Source organism: Caballeronia sp. INML3B, from assembly GCF_023631305.1.
In the GTDB taxonomy this organism is placed as follows: Bacteria; Pseudomonadota; Gammaproteobacteria; order Burkholderiales; family Burkholderiaceae; genus Caballeronia; species Caballeronia turbans.
In genome coordinates this window covers 725,535-744,779 of the sequence record NZ_JALQDI010000040.1, presented here as the reverse complement: position 1 = coordinate 744,779, position 19,245 = coordinate 725,535, and the positions used below count along the sequence as shown (strand labels likewise).

Below are 19,245 nucleotides of genomic sequence, written 5' to 3'. Positions count from 1 at the left end.
ATGACTGCTCCCTTCCGCGTTCCCCTTCGAGGAGTCTCGCCATGCTGGACTTCGAACGCCACGCCCGCACGCCGACGCTCGATATCGCCTACGCCGATTCCGGTCCCGCCGATGGCCCCGTCGTCCTCCTGATTCACGGCTGGCCCGACGCGGCCCGCGCCTGGAACGCGGTCGCCGCACGGCTCAACGAAGGCGGCTATCGCACCATCGTTCCGGAACTGCGCGGCGCGGGCGGCACGCGTTTTCTATCCGCCGACACCGTGCGCGACGGCTCGGGGGTCGCGCTCGCGCAAGATGCCATCGATCTCGCCGATGCGCTCGGCATCGCGCAATTCGATGTCGTCGGCCACGACTGGGGCGCGCGCGCCGCGTACACCCTCTCCGCGCTGTTTCCCGAGCGCGTGCGCCGCATGGCCGCGCTCGCGCTCGCGTATCAGCCGCGCGGCGTCTTCAAACTGCCGGATTTCTCTCAGGCGCGGCGCTTCTGGTACCAATGGTTCATGTCGCTCGATGGCGGCCCGGACGCCGTCGCCGCCGATCCCAAAGGCTTCGCGCGCATCCAGTGGGACACGTGGTCGCCGCCCGGCTGGTTCGACGAAGCAGAATTCGCGGCGACGGCGCGCGCCTTCGAGAACCCGGATTGGGTGCCGATCACGCTGAACGCGTACCGGCGTCGCTGGCGCAGCGACCAGCCGTCCGATCCGGCGCTCGCGAAACTGTATGCGCGGCTCGCGACGATCGAGCGCATCGGCGTACCCGCGCTGATGATCCAAGGCGGCGACGATTCCTGCGATGAACCGGCGAGCTCGGAAGGACAGGACGTGTATTTTCCGGCGGGATACCGGCGCGTGATCGTCGATGGCGCGGGGCATTTTCCGCTGCGTGAAGCGTCGGACGCCGTTGCGGATGCCGTCATCGCGCATCTGACGTGACGGCGGATCAGGCGAGCGTCTTGCGCACGGATGCGGACACTCGTAGCACGTTTGGCGACAACTACTGTATGCGTGTACAGTACTGTTCGCTATGGCGGGCGCGCACATCCGAACACTCGTGCGACCTCGCCCACGGCTTTCAGCGAGCCGCCTAACCTATTGAACCGGTTGAAAAATTGGCATCGAACAACGCAATCCGCATTCGCGGCGCACGTCAGCATAACCTCAAGAATCTCGATCTCGACCTGCACACCGGCCAGATGACGGTCGTGACCGGGCCTTCCGGCTCGGGCAAGTCGAGCCTCGTATTCGATACGCTCTACGCGGAAGGCCAGCGCCGCTACGTCGAGACTTTCAGCGCGTACGCGCGCCAGTTTCTCGACCGGATGGACCGTCCGCAGGTCGATCGCGTGGACGGCGTGCCGCCCGCGATCGCCATCGACCAGACGAATCCGGTGCGCAGTTCGCGCTCGACCGTCGGCACGATGACCGAGCTCAACGATCACCTGAAGCTGTTCTACGCTCGGGCCGCCGAACTGTTCGACAGGAAGACGTCGCAGCGCGTGCGCCACGACACGCCCGAAACGATCTACGCCGAGCTGCTCGAACGCACGCGCGCCGACGATCCGCGTCTCGCGATCACGTTTCCGGTCGAATTGCCGGATACCGCGAGCGATGAAGAAGTCGAGCAATGGCTGTCCGCGAGCGGCTACACGCGCGTGCAGGCGAAGCGCCACGTACAGACGGAATCCGGCGCACGGCAGATGCTCGATGTCGTCGCGGATCGCTTTCGCCTGCAGAACACGGAGCGCTCGCGTGCGCTCGAGGCGATCGAAAGCGCGTTGCTGCGCGGCACCGGCCGCGTCGACATTTACGTGCTGAAGGACGAAGGCGAGCCGGAAATCTGGCGCTTCTCCACCGGCTTGCACAGCCCGGAAAGCGATCTGCGCTACGCGGACCCGCAGCCCGCGCTGTTCTCGTTCAATTCGGCGTACGGCGCGTGCGAAACGTGCCGCGGCTTTGGCCGCGTGATCGGCGTCGATTACGGGCTCGTCATTCCGGACGACAAGAAGACGCTGCGCGAAGGCGCCGTCAAGACGCTGCAAACGCCCGCGTGGAAAGAGAACCAGGACGATCTCGTGAAGTACGGCGCGAAGGCGGGCATCCGTCTCGGCGTGCCGTGGAAGGATCTCACGCAGGAAGAGCGCGACTGGGTCATCAAGGGTTCGCCCGACTGGACCGGCAAGTGGCAGAACCAGTGGTACGGCGTGCAGCGCTTCTTCGACTATCTGGAGTCGAAGGCGTACAAGATGCACATCCGCGTGCTGCTGTCGAAATATCGCAGCTATACGACGTGCCCGGTGTGCGCCGGCGCGCGCCTGAAAACCGAATCGCTGCTGTGGCGTCTGGGCACGAAGGAACAGGCCGATGCGGTGCTGTCGCCGTCGGATCGCTTCATGCCGGAAGGCGTCGACTGGACGCGCGCGCAACTCGAGGCGCTGCCGGGCCTCACGGTTCACGATCTGATGCTGATGCCGATCGAACGCATCCGCCGCTTCTTCGATTCGCTGACGCTGCCTTCGACGCTGCTCGACGAAGCGCTCAAGCTGCTGCACGCGGAAGTGCGCACGCGCCTCAAATATCTCTGCGATGTCGGGCTCGGCTATCTGACGCTCGATCGCCAGAGCCGCACGCTCTCGGGCGGCGAAGTGCAGCGCATCAACCTGACGACCGCGCTCGGCACGTCGCTCGTGAATACGCTCTTCGTGCTCGATGAGCCGAGCATCGGCCTGCATCCGCGCGATCTGAACCGCATTGTCGAGGCGATGCACCGGCTGCGCGACGCGGGCAATACGCTCGTCGTCGTGGAGCACGATCCGTCGGTGATGCTCGCGGCGGATCGTCTCATCGACATGGGACCGGGACCGGGCGAGCGCGGCGGTCAGATCGTCTACGACGGCGCCCCCGACGACATTCAAACCACCGACACCCTGACGGGCGCGTATCTCGGCGGCCGCAAGCATGTCGCGCATGCGTCGAACTGGAACCGGCGCGCCGTCGATGCGAACACGCCGCATCTCACGCTCGAAGGCGCGAGCGACCACAACCTGCGGGACGTGACGGTCGATATTCCGCTGCAACGTCTCGTCTGCGTGACGGGCGTATCCGGCTCGGGCAAATCGACGCTGATTCAGGACGTGCTCGCGCCCGCGCTGATGCGTCATTTCGGCAAGGCTACGGAAACGCCCGGCGCGTTTCGCGCATTGAAGGGCGCGGAGCATCTGAGCGATGTCGTTTTCGTCGATCAGTCGCCGATCGGGCGCACGGCGCGCTCGAATCCGGCGAGCTACGTCGGCGCGTTCGATGAAATCCGCAAGCTCTATGCGAAGGCGCCGCTCGCGTTGCAACGCGGCTACAGCGCGAGCATGTTCAGCTTCAATTCGGGGGACGGACGCTGCCCGACATGCGGCGGCTCGGGCTTCGAGCACGTCGAGATGCAGTTCCTGAGCGATGTCTATCTGCGTTGCCCGGATTGCGATGGACGGCGTTATCGCGCTGAAATTCTCGAAGTGAAGATCGAGCGCGGCGGCCGTCAATTAAGCGTCGCCGACGTGCTCGAACTGACCGTGAGCGAAGCCGTCGATCTCTTCGCCGGCGACAAGGAAGTGCTGCGCGTGCTGCAGCCGATCGTCGATGTGGGTCTCGAATACGTGAAGCTCGGTCAGCCGGTACCGACGCTGTCGGGCGGCGAGGCGCAGCGACTCAAGCTCGCGGGTTATCTCGCGGAAACGTCGCAAAGCAAAGGCAGCGAACGCCGCCTCTTCATGTTCGACGAGCCGACCACCGGTCTGCATTTCGACGACATCGCCAAGCTGATGCAGGCGCTGCGGCGATTGCTCGAGCGCGGGCATTCGCTGATCGTCATCGAACATAACCTCGATGTGATTCGCGCGGCCGACTGGATCATCGATCTCGGTCCCGAAGGCGGCGATGGCGGCGGTCAGGTCGTGTGCATCGGCACGCCCGACGACGTGGCCGCGTGCGAGCAGTCGCATACGGGCCGCGCCTTGCTCGATTACGAAGACGCGATGGCGCCCGGCGCGGCGCAAAAGCGCGCGGGCGTGCCGCTGCAACTCGCGGCGGAAGTCGCGAGCGCGCGCCGCGCGTTGCAGGGCGAGGACGTCGTGCGCATCGTCAACGCGCGCGAGCACAACCTGAAGTCGCTCGACGTCGATATCCCGCACAACAAGTTCAACGTCGTGACGGGCGTGTCCGGCTCGGGCAAGTCGACGCTCGCGTTCGACATCCTCTTTCACGAAGGCCAGCGACGTTATCTCGAATCGCTCAATGCGTATGCGCGTTCCATCGTGCAGCCCGCGGGACGTCCCGAAGTCGATGCCGTGTACGGCATTCCGCCGACCGTCGCAATCGAACAGCGTCTGTCGCGCGGCGGGCGCAAGTCGACCGTCGCGACGACGTCGGAAGTCTGGCACTTCCTGCGTCTTTTGTACGTGAAGCTCGGCATCCAGCATTGCATCCACGACGGCACGCCGGTGCAGTCGCAAAGCTCGGAATCGATCGCCGCGCAGATCATGCGCGATTTCAAGGGACAACATGTCGGCCTGCTCGCGCCGCTCGTCGTGAACCGCAAGGGTGTGTACACCGATCTCGCGAAATGGGCGAAGGCGCGCGGCAACACGCATCTGCGCGTGGACGGCGAATTTCTGCCGGTGAGCCCGTGGCCCAAGCTCGACCGGTTCCGCGAGCATACGATCGAATTGCCGGTCGCGGATCTCGTCGTCTCGGCGGATAACGAAGCCGATCTGCGCCGTCTGCTCGACGAAACGCTGGAGATCGGCAAGGGCGTGATGCACCTGTGCGCGCCGCTCGACGATCTGCATGGCTCGTGGCAGGACGGCGCGCGCCGGGGCAAGGAAGAAACCCGCGTGTTTTCGACGAAGCGCGCATGTCCTGTCTGCGGCACGAGCTATCCCGAGCTCGATCCGCGCATGTTCTCGTACAACAGCAAGCACGGCTGGTGCAATACCTGCGTCGGCACGGGCGTGAAGCTCACGCGCGAGCAGCGCGCCGCGTTCGATGACACATTGTTCGCGCAGGACGATCGCGGGCGCGAGCAGAGCATCGGCTCGGTGGAGCAGGAACCGGACGATATCGTCGATCAGCCGTGTCCGGACTGCGAAGGCACGCGTCTGAACGAGGTCGCCCGTGCCGTGACCTTCGGCAACTACCCGATCACGGAAGTCGGGCGCTGGACCGTGAGCGATACGCGTGAGTGGATCTCCACGCTCAGGCTGAAGGGCCGCGATGCGGATATCGCGCGCGACGTGATCAGCGAAATCGAAGGCCGTCTGCAGTTTCTCGAAGAAGTCGGGCTCGGCTATCTGAGCCTCGACCGCGCCGCGCCGACGCTTTCCGGCGGCGAAGCGCAACGCATTCGTCTCGCCGCGCAACTCGGCAGCAATCTGCAAGGCGTGTGCTACGTGCTCGATGAACCGACCATCGGTTTGCATCCGCGCGACAACCTCATCCTGCTTGCAGCGCTGAAGAAGCTGAACGACAAGGGCAATACGCTCGTCGTCGTCGAGCATGACGAGGACACGATTCGCCGCGCGGATCACATCATCGATATCGGGCCGGGCGCGGGCAAGCGCGGCGGCACGGTGGTCGCGCAGGGCAACGTGACGGACCTCGCGGCGCACAAGGCGTCGCTGACGGGGCAGTTCCTCGCGAACCCGATCGTGCATCCGTTGCAGCCGCGCCGCGAAGTGCGTGCCGGGACCGCGAAACGTCCGGCGACGCCCGGGCAATGGCTCACGGTCGAAGGCGCGACGCTGCACAACCTGCGCAACGTGACGGCGAGCGTGCCATTGAATCGCCTCGTCGCGATCACGGGCGTGTCCGGCTCGGGCAAGTCGACCCTGGCGCGCGACGTGCTGATGACCAACCTGCTCGATGCCGTCGGCCGCTCGGTGCTGTCGTCGCCCGCGGTGCGGCGCGCGCGCAAGGCGGCGCAGGCCTCGGACACCGGCAAGCCCGCCGCGAGATCGCGCGCCAGCGTGCTCGCGCGCGAAGCGCCGCGCCCGACGTTCGACGTCACGCACGCGTGGCAGGGCTGCAGCGGCCTGACCGGTTTCGAGACCATCGACCGCGTGCTCGAAGTCGATCAGACGCCGATCGGCAAGACGCCGCGCTCGTGTCCGGCGACGTACATCGGCATGTGGGACACCATCCGCAAGCTGTTCGCCGATACGCTCGAAGCCCGCGCGCGCGGCTATACGCCGTCGCGCTTTTCGTTCAACACGGGCGAAGGACGTTGCCCGGCGTGCGAAGGCCAGGGCGTGCGCACCATCGCGATGAGCTTTTTGCCCGACGTGAAAGTACCGTGCGACGTATGCCATGGACAGCGCTTCAATCCGGAGACGCTCGCGGTGACGTGGCGCGGCAAGAACATCGGCGAAGTACTGACGATGGAGATCGACGAGGCCGTCGAATTTTTTGCTTCGATGCAGAGCATCGCGCATCCGTTGCAGTTGCTGTGCGATGTCGGTCTCGGCTATCTGACCCTCGGCCAGCCTTCGCCGACGCTGTCGGGCGGCGAGGCGCAGCGCATCAAGCTCGTGACCGAGTTGTCCAAAGTGCGCGACGACATCACGCGGCGCGGCCAGAAGCCGCCGCATACGCTCTACGTGCTGGATGAACCGACCGTCGGCCTTCACATGGCGGATGTCGCGAAGCTGATCCGCGTGCTGCATCGGCTGGTGGACGGCGGGCATAGCGTGATCGTCATCGAACACGATCTCGACGTGATCGCCGAAGCCGACTGGGTGCTCGATCTCGGACCGGAAGGCGGCGTGAACGGCGGCACGATCGTCGCGGCGACGGACCCGGACACGCTCGCGACGCATCCGCGCAGCCATACGGGCGCGGCGCTGCGGCCGGTTCTGGGACGCTCGCGGGAGGCCGAGAATGCTGCGTGATCTCGATACGCTGATTGCGTCGATGCAGCCCGAGTTGCAGTCGGGCGTCTACGTGTTCGCTTCGCTGCCGCACGATGCGCTGACGAGCGGCGCGGGCATCGTCGCGACGTTTCGCGAGCGCGAAGGACTGACGGTCGTGATGGAGGAAAGCGCGGCGCAGGCGGCAGGCATCGCGCCGCTGTTTCGCGCGGCGTGGATCACCCTGACCGTCCATTCGGACCTGAACGCGGTCGGTCTGACGGCGGCGTTCGCGCGTGCGCTCGGCGAGGCGGGCATCAGTTGCAATGTGATCGCGGCGGCCTGGCACGATCACATCTTCGTGCCGGTGGACGATGCGGCGCGCGCCATGGATGCGTTATCCGCGCTGCAACGCACTGCTGGTAAGCTTTCGGCCTCTCCAAAACCATGATCACAACATAGATGGAAACGCAGGAAAAAGCGCAGGACAAAGCCGTTGCGCTCAGAAGAATGAAATGGTTCGCCGCTGCGTTGCTCGTCGCGGCGGGTTGCCTTTTTGCGCTCGCGAAGAGCCAGCACGACGCGGGTGTGTGGGCATGGGTATCGTCGTTCGCGGAAGCCGCGATGGTCGGCGCGCTCGCGGACTGGTTCGCGGTCGTCGCGCTGTTTCGCCATCCGCTCGGCGTGCCGATTCCGCACACGGCGATCCTGCCGGCGAACAAGGCGCGCGTCGCGGACAATCTCGCCGTGTTCGTGCGCGACCGGTTTCTCGGCACCGATGCGCTCGTCGCGCGCGTGAATGCGTTCGATCCGGCGAGCCGCCTGTCGATGTGGCTCGCGGAACCGAAGAACTCGGAGCTGCTCGGCCGGAAGGCGGTGACGGCGGTCGGCCAGTTGCTGTCTTTCGTCGACGATGAACGCGTCAAGACCATGCTCTACGACACGCTGCGCCGCCGCGCGGACGCATTCGATCTCGCGAGCGCGGCGGGCAGCGTGCTGTCGACGCTGACGTCCGACCGTCGTCATCAGTTGCTGCTCGATGAAGGCCTGAAGCAGATGGCTGCATGGCTCGACAAGCCCGAGGTTCAGGAGATGCTGGCGACGCGCATCGTCGCGGTGGCGGGCGAGGAGTATCCGAAGCTCATCGGCATGCTGGGTTTCGTCGGGCTGAACGCCGAGGATCTCGGCAACAAGTTCGCGGCTGGTCTGGTGCGCGGTGCGAATCAATGGCTGCACGACGTGAGCAGCGATCCGGAGCACGAGCGCCGCAAGGCCTTCGATGCGGCCGTGGAGCGATTCGTCGGGCGGCTGAAGACGGATGCTTCGTTCAAGGCGCGCATCGACGAACACAAGCGCGAATGGCTCGAGCGGCCCGAATTGCGCGGCTATGTGAACGGGCTGTGGGACGAGTTCATCGCATGGCTCGATGCGGACATCAGGCGGCCGGATTCATCGCTGCACGCGAAGGTCGTGGCGATGGCGGGCGGTTTTGCCGAAGCGCTCGGGAGCGATCCGGCGTTGCGCGATTCGATCAACGAGCATATGCGCGATGCGTTGAAGGCGCTTGCGCCGGAGTTGCGTGACGGGATCGCGAAGCATATCGCCGCAACCGTCAAGCAATGGGACGATGCGACGCTCGTCAGGGACGTCGAGCTCAATATCGGGCGGGATTTGCAGTTCATTCGCGTGAATGGGACGTTGGTGGGTGGGGCGGTTGGAGTGCTTATTCATGCTGTGATGGTTTGGGTGGGGTGAGGTTTTTTCTCTCGCCGGATCCCGTGTTCGTGTCGGTTTATTAGCACTGCCCCTGTGCGGGGCGGCAGTCACTTTCTTTGCTGCTGCAAAGAAAGTGACCAAAGAAAGCAGCTCGTTAAGCCCGCGGTCACACGCAGTTTGGCCACGCGTGCCATGTGATCGTGGGCTGCCTAAGTGTCGCCCTCACAAGACTAATCGGCTTGGCTCGCGCACGGTCTGTCGCCTCGCGCCGCATAGCGAATTGGTTCAGCACCAAAAGGCTCCGGCCCGCTTCGCGGCCGACGGGTCCATCGGGGCGGCGCACGGAGATTGAAACGTTTCTCGCGGTGGTAGAGGATCGCGAAGACGATTAGCCGCCTATCTCACTGCATTTGCCGCACGTCTGTTTCCCTCGCATGCCGGGCGGCAGCGCGTAGCGCTGTGCCGGATGTATGATTGCTGAGCCCACGTGGCAAAGTACTAGCTCGACAGACCGGGCGCGGTTCAAGCCCGGTTGGGCCTCTGAGGGCACTCGCTACCCAGCCCGCGATGGGCTGGCAAGCATGGCCGCTGCGTGTGGCCGCGCGCGTATCAAGCTGCTTTCTCCGGTTACTTTCTTTGCTGATCAAAGAAAGTAACTGCCGCCCCGCACAGGGGCAGTGCCGATAGACCGACACGAATCAGAATTCCACGACGCCAGGCACAAGAGGCCCGACAAGCAAAAAAAAGCACATGCCCAACGCCAACACCGACCTGATCGAACGCTTCTACAAAGCGTTCCAGAACCGCGACGCCGAATCGATGTCCGCCTGCTACGCCCCCGACATCCAGTTCCAGGATCCGGCCTTCGGCGTGCTTCGCGGCAAGGAAGCCGCCGACATGTGGCGCATGCTCCTCGGCCGCGCCGCCGATTTCACGCTCACCTACGACAACATCGCTTCGGTCGGCCAGACGGCAAGCGCGAAAGCCGTCGCGCGTTATACCTATTCGGCGACCGGTCGCCGCGTCGTCAACGAAATCGAGTCGCGCTTCGCGATCCGCGACGGCTTCATCGTCGAGCATACGGACGTCTTCGATCTCTGGCGCTGGAGCCGTCAGGCGCTCGGCGTGAGCGGCTGGCTGTTCGGCTGGACGCCGCCGATGCAGCGCGCGATCCAGCGCAAGGCGCGCAAGGCACTCAGGGACTATCGCCTGAAGGGGTCGACGGCATGACCCGAATCGATCGCCCCGACCAAAGCAATCTCGAAGACGAATGGCTCGAAGCCGATGCATACGGCGGCTTCGCCTCGGGCACCGTCGGCACCATGCGCACGCGGCGCTATCAGGCGCTGCTGCTCACCGCGACGCAGCCGCCCGCGGGACGCGTCGTGCTCGTCAACGGCATCGAAGCATGGCTCGACCTGGACGGCAGGCGCTTCCCTCTGACGATGCAGCGCTACGCACCCGATGTGCTCTACCCGGACGCATCCGCGAGCCTGCTGTCCTTCGACACCCAACCGTGGCCCACCTGGCGATATCGCATCGACGCGGACTCGGTCGTCGTGGCGGAAGTGTTCGTCGCGAAGGAGAGCCGCGAAACCGTGCTGCGCTGGCGTCTCGAGGGGGCATCGAGCGCGGCGAAGCTCGAAGTGCGTCCGCTTCTTTCCGGCCGCGATTATCACGCGCTGCATCACGAGAATCCGAATTTTTCATTCGATGCAACGCTCGAAGGCGAGCGCGTGCAATGGTTGCCGTACGGCGATCTGCCCACGATCTGCGCGACATCCAACGGCGCGTATAAGCACGCGCCCGACTGGTATCGCGATTTCTGCTATGCGCGCGAACGCGAGCGCGGGCTCGATTTCACCGAAGACCTCGCGACGCCCGGCGTGTTCACTTTCGACTTCACGCGCGGCGACGCCGTGATGATCCTGCACGCGCACGCGGGCCGCGAGAAGCCGTTCGAAGACAGCGCGATCGCGCATGCATCGCGTCTGGCGTCGCGGGAAGCGCAGCGCCGCGCGGCGTCCGGCTCGCGGCTCGCGCGCTCCGCGGACGCGTATGTCGTGAATCGCAACGTCGGGCGCACGATCATCGCGGGCTTTCCGTGGTTCACCGACTGGGGCCGCGATACCTTCATCTCGATGCGCGGCCTCCTGCTCGCGTGCGGCCGTCACCAGGAAGCGGAATCGATCCTGCTCGAATGGGCCGACACGATCTCCGAAGGCATGGTGCCGAACCGCTTTCCGGACAGCGGCGGTCTGCCGGAGTACAACGCCGTCGATGCATCGCTGTGGTTCATCGTCGCCGTGCACGACTTTCTCGCGACTGGTTTCGCCCACGCCGCCACGACGAGCCGCCTGCAGCGCGCCGCCGACGCAATCCTGCAGGGCTATTCGTCCGGCACGCGCTTCAACATCGCCGCCGATACGGACGGCCTGCTGCGCGCGGGCACGCCCGGCGTGCAACTCACGTGGATGGACGCGAAGGCGGGCGACTGGGTCGTGACGCCGCGCATCGGCAAGCCGGTCGAGGTGCAGGCGCTATGGATCAACGCGCTTCGGATCGCAAGCGCGTGGAATCCGCGCTGGCAGGCGTTGCGCGATCAGGCGCTGTCGTCGTTCGCCGCACGTTTCGTCGATCCGGACACACACACGCTCTTCGATGTCGTCGACGCCGATCACGAGCCCGGCAAGCTCGATCGCTCGATTCGCCCGAATCAGATCTTCGCGGTCGGCGGGCTGCCGTTTCAACTCGTCGATGGCGATATCGCACGCGCCGTCGTCGCGCAGGCCGAAACTGAGCTTCTCACGCCGCTCGGCCTGCGCACGCTCGCGCCGTCCGACCCCGCATACAAGCCGCACTATGCGGGCGATGTGCTGGGGCGCGACGGTGCGTATCACCAGGGCACCGTGTGGCCGTGGCTGATCGGTCCGTTCGTGGACGCGTGGGTGCGCGTGCACGGCGCGGCGGGCGCGCGCGAGCGCTTTCTGTCGCCGCTCTACGCGCATCTGGACCGCTTTGGCCTCGATCACATCAGCGAGGTCGCCGACGGCGACGCGCCTCACGCGCCCGGCGGCACGCCTTTCCAGGCGTGGTCGCTCGCGGAGCTTCTGCGCATCGAAAAACTGCTCGGCGCGCAGTAGGCGCGCCGCGCGCGGGCCGCCGCCAAAACGCGCTAAATTACGAGTCTTGCCCGCGGCTTCGCACGCCGCCAACGAGGAGAGGCCCATGCCGAAATCGCGCCCCGTCAATCAGATCGATACCGTCGAGGGTTCGAGGCTCCATTCGCAGGAATGCCCGCGCTGGCAGCGCTGGGGGCCGTATCTGAGCGAGCGCCAGTGGGGCACGGTGCGCGAGGACTACAGCGAGTTCGGCACCGCGTGGGAATACTTTCCGCACGATCATGCGCGCAGCCGCACGTATCGCTGGGGCGAGGACGGTCTCGCCGGCTTCGGCGACGACAAGCTCAACTGGTGTATTTCGCTCGCGCTCTGGAACGGCTGCGATCCGATCATCAAGGAGCGGCTCTTCGGTCTGACGAACCAGGAGGGCAATCACGGCGAGGACGTGAAGGAGCTGTACTTCTACATCGACGGCACGCCGACGCATTCCTACATGCGCATGCTCTACAAGTATCCGCATGCGGCGTTTCCATACGCCGATCTCGTCGATGAAAACGCGCGGCGCGGCGCCGACATGCCCGAGTACGAAGTGCTCGACACCGGCGTATTCGACGACGGGCGTTACTTCGACGTGCAGGTCGAATACGCCAAACACACGACCGACGACATCCTGATGCGCGTGACGATCGAGAATCGCGGCGACGTCTCCGCTGCGCTCGACGTGCTGCCGCAGATCTGGGCGCGCAATACGTGGTCGTGGAAGCCGACGCCGGTCAGGCCGTCGCTGAAAGTGGAAACGGTGCCGGGCGAGGGCACGTACGTGCTCGCGCAACAGGGCAATCACGAGCCGATGGTCGTCACCGCATGGTCGCCGGATGCCGCGGACATCGAATGGCTCTTCTGCGAAAACGAGACCAACGTCAGGCGTCTTTTTCACATGGCAGGCGAGGGGCCGTTCAAGGACGGCTTCAACGATTACATCGTGCAAGGCGACGAAGGCGCGATTCGCCGCGACACCGGCACGCGCGCCGCCGCGCATGCTCATCTCGAACTGGAGCCGCACGGCACCGCCGTGGTGTATATGCGCTGGCGCCCCGAGTCGGCTCCGGACGCCGTGCCGCTCGACGTCGAAGGACTCTTCGCGCGCCGCCTCGCGGAAGCGGACGAATTCTACGGCGCGCTGCAACACGATATCGCCGATGCCGATCAGCGGCTCGTGCAGCGCCAGGCGCTCGCGGGCATGCTGTGGTCGAAGCAGTACTATCAATTCGACGTGACGCGCTGGCTCGACGGCGATCCGCTCCAGCCGAAGCCGCCGAAGCAGCGCCGCTCGGGACGCAATGCGGACTGGCGGCATCTGTGCAACGCGGACATCGTGTCGATGCCGGACAAATGGGAATACCCCTGGTACGCGTCGTGGGACCTTGCGTTTCATGCCGCCGCGTTCGCGCTGATCGATCCGGAGTTCGCGAAACGCCAGTTGCTCCTGCTCGTGAAGGACCGCTATCAGCATCCGAACGGCCAGTTGCCCGCCTACGAATGGGCTTTCAGCGACGCGAACCCGCCCGTGCATGCCTGGGCGACGTGGCGCGTCTACGAGATCGACCGCGCGATCACCGGCCGTGGCGACCGCGATTTTCTGGAACTCGTGTTCCACAAGCTGCTGCTGAACTTCTCGTGGTGGGTCAACCGCAAGGACGCCGAGGGCAAGAACGTCTTTCAAGGCGGCTTTCTCGGGCTGGACAACGTGGGCATCTTCGATCGCTCGTCGCCGCTGCCGACGGGCGGCCACATCGATCAGGCCGACGGCACCGCTTGGATGGCCGCGTATGCGCTCGACCTCATGCGCATCGCGCTGGAACTCGCGTATGCAAACAAGGTGTTCGTCGATATCGCGGTGAAGTTCTTCGAGCACTTCCTGTATATCGCGGAGGCGGTGAGCTGCGAGGACAACTGCGATACCGGTCTCTGGGACAGCGAAGACGAGTTCTTCTACGACAAGCTGCGTCTGCCGGACGGGTCCGCCGTGCCGATGCGCATCCGCTCGATCGTCGGGCTGATTCCGCTCTTCGCCGTGCACGTGCTGGAGCCGAAGGTGTATCGCTCGCTGCCCGAGTTGCGCGAGCGGCTGCACTGGTTCCTCGAACATCGCACCGACCTCGCGCGGCTCGTGTCGCGCTGGAACGTCGCCGGGCAGGGCAACAGTGTGCTGCTCTCGCTGTTGCGCGGGCATCGCATGAAGGCGTTGCTCCGACGTATGCTCGACGAAACCGAGTTTCTCTCCGATCACGGTGTGCGCGCGCTGTCGCGCGTGCATCTCGACAACCCGTTCGTCTTCTATCACAACAGCGAGAGCTTCAGCATCCGCTATCTGCCGGCGGAATCGGACTCGCGGGTGTTCGGCGGCAATTCGAACTGGCGCGGTCCGGTGTGGATGCCGGTGAACTATCTGCTGATCGAATCGATCCACGAGTTCCATCGCTATTACGGCGACGATTTCCGCGTCGAGTATCCGACGGGCTCGGGTCAGAAGTTCTCCCTCGCGCAGATCGCCGATGAACTCGCGCGCCGCGTGACCACGCTCTTTTTGCTCGACAGGAACAGCGAACGTCCCGTGATGGCCGCGTATCCGTTGCTTCAGGCCGATCCGCGCTCACGCGATCTCGTGCTCTTTCACGAATATTTTCACGGTGACAACGGGCGCGGCGTGGGCGCATCGCATCAGACAGGCTGGAGCGGACTGGTCGCGCTGCTGTTGCAGCCGCATGCGACGGGGCCGTCCGGCGTCGTGCCGCTCGCGGGCGAAGCCGATGCCGACATTCAGGAGTTCGCCGGGGCGAAGTAGCGCGCCGCCGCGTTTTCCGCGTTTTCACGAAAGTCAATCACGTGGAACGCTGCAACAGAGGTTCGGAGTAATCTGGTGTTGTAGATCTCTCCGACTGCGTAGATTGGTGCAAACACTAATCGACGACAGTTCGGACATCGGAATGAATCACTCCATCGGCGCGTATTCCTTGAGCGGCTACCAGTTAGGCATGGGAGCCTGCAACAGCTCCCATATCGAACACGAGCATTGTCCGCCGCTCATGCTGGTCATGCTGGTCTTCGCCGCCGCCATGCTGGGCGGCGCATGGTTCAGCCACCAGTTCGAGAGTTTCGCCGCCGGATGGATTGCGTGGGTCGCGATCCTTGCCATGCTGGGCGCATTCGTCGATCGCCGGTTCAGCGGCGCGGCCGCGCTCGAACGTCGCATCCGTCATCGTCAGAAGGCGCGTCTTCACGCGCTCTGCAACATGTCGCCCGCGAGCAGTTTCAGGCAGCAATGGCCCGACTGGCGGACGTCAGCAACACGGGAATGGACTTCGACGTCGGCGTACCGGCGCCATCCGCGACCGATGACAACGGCACGAGCGGGTTGGTCTCCGGATAGTACGCACCGAGGCAACCGCGCGGAATGTCGTATTCCACGAGTGTGAAGCCGTTTACGCGGCGCTCGACGCCGTCGTCCCAGACGCTCGTGATATCCACGAGTTCGCCCGGCTCGAAGCCGAGCATGTCGATGTCGTCGCGGTTGGCAAACAGCACGTGCCGCTGTCCGTACACGCCGCGATACCGGTCGTCGAGGCCGTAGATCGTCGTGTTGTATTGATCGTGGGAGCGCGTCGTCATGAGTGTCATCAGGCGCTCGCCGTACAGCGCACGGGCACGGTGGATCGGCGTGTCGAATGCAATCTCGTGCACGATGAACTGGGCCTTGCCGCTCGGCGTGTTCCAGACGCGGTCCCGCGAGGCCACGCCCAGATGGAAGCCGCCGGGCTGCTTCAGACGTTCGTTGTAACGCTCGAAGCCATCGAGCACTTTCTCGATGCCGTCGCGGATCAACGCATAGTCGGCTGCATGCGCGCGCCAGTCGACCTTCTCCGAGCCGAGCGCCGCATGCGCCATGCGCGCGACGATCGCCACTTCGGAAAGCAGATTCTGCGAGGCCGGCTTGTTCATGCCGTATGAGATGTGCACCATGCTCATCGAATCCTCGACGCTCACGCCTTGCGGCACGCCGTTCTGAAGATCGATTTCCGTCCGGCCGAGCGTCGGCAGAATGAGCGCGTCGCGGCCGTGCACGAGATGGCTGCGGTTGAGCTTCGTCGTGATGTGCACGGTGAGATCGCACGAGCGCATCGCTTCCCAGGTGCGCGGCGTGTCGGGCGTCGCGATGGAGAAATTCCCGCCCAGTCCGATGAACACCTTCACCTTGCCTTCGAGCATCGCGTGAATAGTTTCGACGACGTCGTAGCCGTGCTCGCGCGGCGGTTCGAAATCGTAGGCGGCGCCGAGCCGGTCGAGAAACGCCTGCGTCGGCTTTTCCTCGATGCCCACGGTGCGGTCGCCCTGCACGTTCGAATGGCCGCGCACCGGGCATAGCCCCGCGCCGCGCCGGCCGATGTTCCCGCGCATCATCATGAGGTTCGAGAGCAGTTGAATCGTCGGCACGGAGTTCTTGTGCTGCGTGAGGCCCATGCCCCACGTCGCGATGACGGCGCGGCCTTTCCCGTAGATATCGGCGAGCTTGAGCAGATCGTCCATTTGCACGCCGGATTCTTCGAGGATTGCGTCCCAGCGCTCGGCGCGCAGGTCGTCGGCGAACGCGTCGAAGCCGACCGTGTGCTGCGCGATGAAATCGACATCGAGCACGCGTTCGCCGCCGCTCGCGCGGGCCTCGTCGTCCAGTTCGATCACGCGCTTCGCGACGCCCTTGATGAGCGCGAAGTCGCCGCCGACTTTCGGTCGGATGAACACCGAGCTGATCTTCACGCCCTTCGGCGAGAGCATGTCGAGCGTGTGCTGCGGACTCGCGAAGCGTTCGAGGCCGCGCTCCTTCAGCGGGTTGATCGACACGATGGTCGCGCCGCGTTTCGCGCAGTCGCGCAACTCGCCGAGCATGCGCGGATGATTCGTCGCCGGGTTCTGGCCGAAGAGCAGGAGCGTGTCGGCGTGCTCGAAGTCGTCGAGCGTGACGGTGCCCTTGCCGATGCCCACGGTATGCGGCAAGCCGCGGCTCGTCGCTTCGTGGCACATGTTCGAGCAATCGGGGAAGTTGTTGGTGCCGTACATGCGCACGAACAATTGATACAGAAACGCGGCTTCATTGCTCGCGCGGCCCGACGTGTAGAACGCGGCGCGGTCCGGATCGTCGAGCTTTTTCAGGTGCGAGGCGATCAGTTCGAACGCGTCGTCCCATTCGATCGGCACGTAGCGATCGCGCTTTGCGTCATAGACGAGCGGGTCCGTGAGCCGGCCGTGCTGCTCCAGCTCGTAATCGGATTGCGCCATCAGCGCGGAGACGGTGTGCGCCTCAAAAAAGGCCGGCGTCACGCGCTTGCTCGTCGCTTCGGCTGCGACGGCCTTGACGCCGTTCTCGCAGAATTCGAAGGTCGAGCCGTGCTCGCGGTCCGGCCACGCGCAGCCGGGGCAATCGAAACCGTCGGGCTGATTCTGCTTGAAGAGCGTCCGATAGTTTCCGCCCGCCACCTTCTCCTTGACGAGGTTAATGGCGACCTGCTTCAACGCGCCCCAGCCTGCGGCGGGATGCGTGTACGGTTCAATGCGTGGTTCCGGCTTCTTCATGGCGTTCGTTTTCGATCAGGCAAGCGACGACACCAAGATTACTGTGGCCCGAACCGCGCGCGGCGCACAGAAAATATGAAATACGAGGAGTACAGTTGCGGCGTTTTGACCTAGACTGCACGTCACATCCGAAATAAAACGAAAAGGGAGCGCGCGCGTTGAAGCTCTACGAGAAGCTCGCCGATGAAATCGAGGAAGCCGTTCGCCGCGGCGTATTCACGCCGGGCGAGAAGATCGCGTCCGTACGGCAGGCGAGCCAGCAGCACGGCGTGAGCATCAAGACGGTGCTGCACGCCTACGCCATTCTCGAAAGCCGCGGCATTCTGGAGACGCGCCCGCAGTCAGGCTACTTCGTGCGCGCGAAGCCGCAGGCGGGCGCGGCGCACAGCCAGCCGAAGCGCGTGATCGCAACGGCATCCGAAGTCGATGTCAGCCGGCTCGTGCTCTCGACACTGCGCAGCATCGGCGCCCACGACGCCGTGCCGTTCGGCTCGCCGTATCCCGATCCCGCGCCGTTTCCGTGGCGACGCATCAACCAGTACGCGAACGCGATCGCGCGTCGGCATTCGAGCTGGAATCTCATCGACGATCTGCCGCCGGGCAATCCGGAACTGATCCGCCAGATCGCGCGGCGTTACGCGGAAAATGGCGTGCCGGTCGATCCGGACGAAATCGTCATTACCGTCGGCGCGACGGAGGCGATCAACCTGAGCCTGCAGGCCGTCGCGAAGCCGGGCGACACGGTGGCGGTGGAGTCCCCGACTTATTACGCGATGCTGCACGCGATCGAGCGTCTCGGCATGCGCGCGATTGAAGTGCCCACGCATCCGGCCGATGGCATCGACATCGAAGCACTCTCGCAGATCATCGGGCGCGGCAAGATCGCCGCGTGCATGGTGATGCCCAACTTCCAGAATCCGCTCGGCTTCCAGATGCCCGACGAACGCAAACGTCAACTGGTCGATCTGCTGTCGGCGCACGAGATTCCAGTTATCGAAAACGACGTGTATCACGAGCTGTATTACGGCGATGCACGCCCGTCGACGCTGAAGAATTTCGATACCAAAGGCCTCGTGCTGCATTGCGCATCGTTTTCGAAGAGCCTGACGGCGTCGTACCGCATCGGCTGGGCGATGCCGGGCCGGTATCGGGCGCAGGTCGAAAAGCTCAAGTTCCTCAACACGCTGACGACGCCCTCCGTGCCGCAGGTCGCGATCGCGGATTATTTGCGGCAGGACGGCTACGACCGGCATCTGCGACGCGTGCGCAGGCTGTATCGGCAGCAGTCGCGCATCATGAGCGCGATGGTCGAGCGCTTCTTTCCGCCGGGCACGCGGACGTCCGCGCCGCAGGGCGGCTACGTGCTGTGGGTCGAATTGCCGGAACGCGTCGATTCGATGGTGCTGTATCGCGCGGCGCTCGACTGCGGCATCACGGTCGGGCCGGGTTATATGTTCTCGACGCGCAACGCCTTCAGTCACTTCATCCGGCTCAACTACAGTTATCCGTGGACCGCGCAGAGCGAGGCCGCCTTGCAGCGGCTCGGCGAGCTCGTCGGCGAGATCGGCGCGCGCGCGGGCAGGCATAGGAACATGGGAGAACGCGCATGAGCGATGACATCGATCCGGCGCTCGTCGCCGTGCTGGCGCAGTTGTGGCGTGCGCGCACGGAAACGCCCGGGCGCGCGTGGTCGTTCGCCAAGCTCGCGAAACAGGCGGGCTTGCCGATGAGCACGTTGCGGCGGCAGTTGACGGGGCTCGCGGAAAGCGGCCTCGTCGATATGCAGGTAAGCGAGGAAGGGACGGGAAGCGCCTCGCTGAGCGCGGAGGGCGAGTCTTTGTGTCAGACGGTATTCGGAAGCTAGGCGAACTGTCAAAAGGCGCTACGCTTAAG

At 64.8% G+C, this 19,245-nt stretch carries 11 protein-coding genes; 9 read left to right on the top strand and 2 right to left on the bottom strand.

Annotated elements, in window-relative coordinates; genetic code table 11:
• The first annotated feature begins 41 nt into the window (after positions 1 to 41).
• From NCS58_RS19245 to NCS58_RS19215, 7 genes are all read left to right on the top strand, one after another.
• Entirely contained in the window at positions 42 to 932 is an 891-nt protein-coding gene (locus NCS58_RS19245) for an alpha/beta fold hydrolase (protein WP_250477455.1), read from the top strand.
• 176 nt (positions 933 to 1,108) lie between these two features.
• Positions 1,109 to 6,931 (top strand): excinuclease ABC subunit UvrA, encoded by a 5,823-nt coding sequence (gene uvrA, locus NCS58_RS19240; RefSeq protein WP_250477454.1) that lies wholly within the window; start codon positions 1,109 to 1,111, stop codon positions 6,929 to 6,931.
• Positions 6,921 to 7,340, top strand: coding sequence for an ACT domain-containing protein (locus tag NCS58_RS19235; protein WP_061118056.1), 420 nt, complete (start codon positions 6,921 to 6,923; stop codon positions 7,338 to 7,340). The genes uvrA and NCS58_RS19235 overlap by 11 nt, the downstream gene beginning before the upstream one ends.
• 11 nt (positions 7,341 to 7,351) lie before the next feature.
• Positions 7,352 to 8,644 (top strand): DUF445 domain-containing protein, encoded by a 1,293-nt coding sequence (locus NCS58_RS19230; RefSeq protein WP_061118057.1) that lies wholly within the window; start codon positions 7,352 to 7,354, stop codon positions 8,642 to 8,644.
• Positions 8,645 to 9,355: 711 nt separating this feature from the next.
• Positions 9,356 to 9,835: a nuclear transport factor 2 family protein gene (locus NCS58_RS19225; protein WP_061118058.1), complete on the top strand. Its 480-nt coding sequence runs from the start codon at positions 9,356 to 9,358 to the stop codon at positions 9,833 to 9,835.
• Positions 9,832 to 11,748 (top strand): amylo-alpha-1,6-glucosidase, encoded by a 1,917-nt coding sequence (locus NCS58_RS19220; protein ID WP_061118059.1) that lies wholly within the window; start codon positions 9,832 to 9,834, stop codon positions 11,746 to 11,748. The genes NCS58_RS19225 and NCS58_RS19220 overlap by 4 nt, the downstream gene beginning before the upstream one ends.
• Before the next feature lie 85 nt (positions 11,749 to 11,833).
• Positions 11,834 to 14,572: an MGH1-like glycoside hydrolase domain-containing protein gene (locus NCS58_RS19215; protein ID WP_061118060.1), complete on the top strand. Its 2,739-nt coding sequence runs from the start codon at positions 11,834 to 11,836 to the stop codon at positions 14,570 to 14,572.
• Between the two features lie 184 nt (positions 14,573 to 14,756).
• Here the strand turns inward: NCS58_RS19215 and NCS58_RS19210 are convergent, their stop codons facing one another.
• A complete protein-coding gene (locus NCS58_RS19210; RefSeq protein WP_061118061.1) occupies positions 14,757 to 15,008 on the bottom strand; it encodes a hypothetical protein in 252 nt (83 codons plus the stop codon).
• Between the two features lie 31 nt (positions 15,009 to 15,039).
• Complete coding sequence (locus tag NCS58_RS19205) at positions 15,040 to 17,352, bottom strand: FdhF/YdeP family oxidoreductase (protein WP_061118062.1); 2,313 nt, start codon at positions 17,350 to 17,352, stop codon at positions 15,040 to 15,042.
• 158 nt (positions 17,353 to 17,510) lie between these two features.
• Between NCS58_RS19205 and NCS58_RS19200 the strand changes: the two genes are divergently transcribed.
• Entirely contained in the window at positions 17,511 to 18,962 is a 1,452-nt protein-coding gene (locus tag NCS58_RS19200) for a PLP-dependent aminotransferase family protein (RefSeq protein ID WP_061118063.1), read from the top strand.
• Positions 18,959 to 19,216: a helix-turn-helix domain-containing protein gene (locus NCS58_RS19195; protein ID WP_061118064.1), complete on the top strand. Its 258-nt coding sequence runs from the start codon at positions 18,959 to 18,961 to the stop codon at positions 19,214 to 19,216. Before NCS58_RS19200 ends, NCS58_RS19195 begins: the two co-directional genes overlap by 4 nt.
• The last annotated feature ends 29 nt before the right edge of the window (positions 19,217 to 19,245 follow it).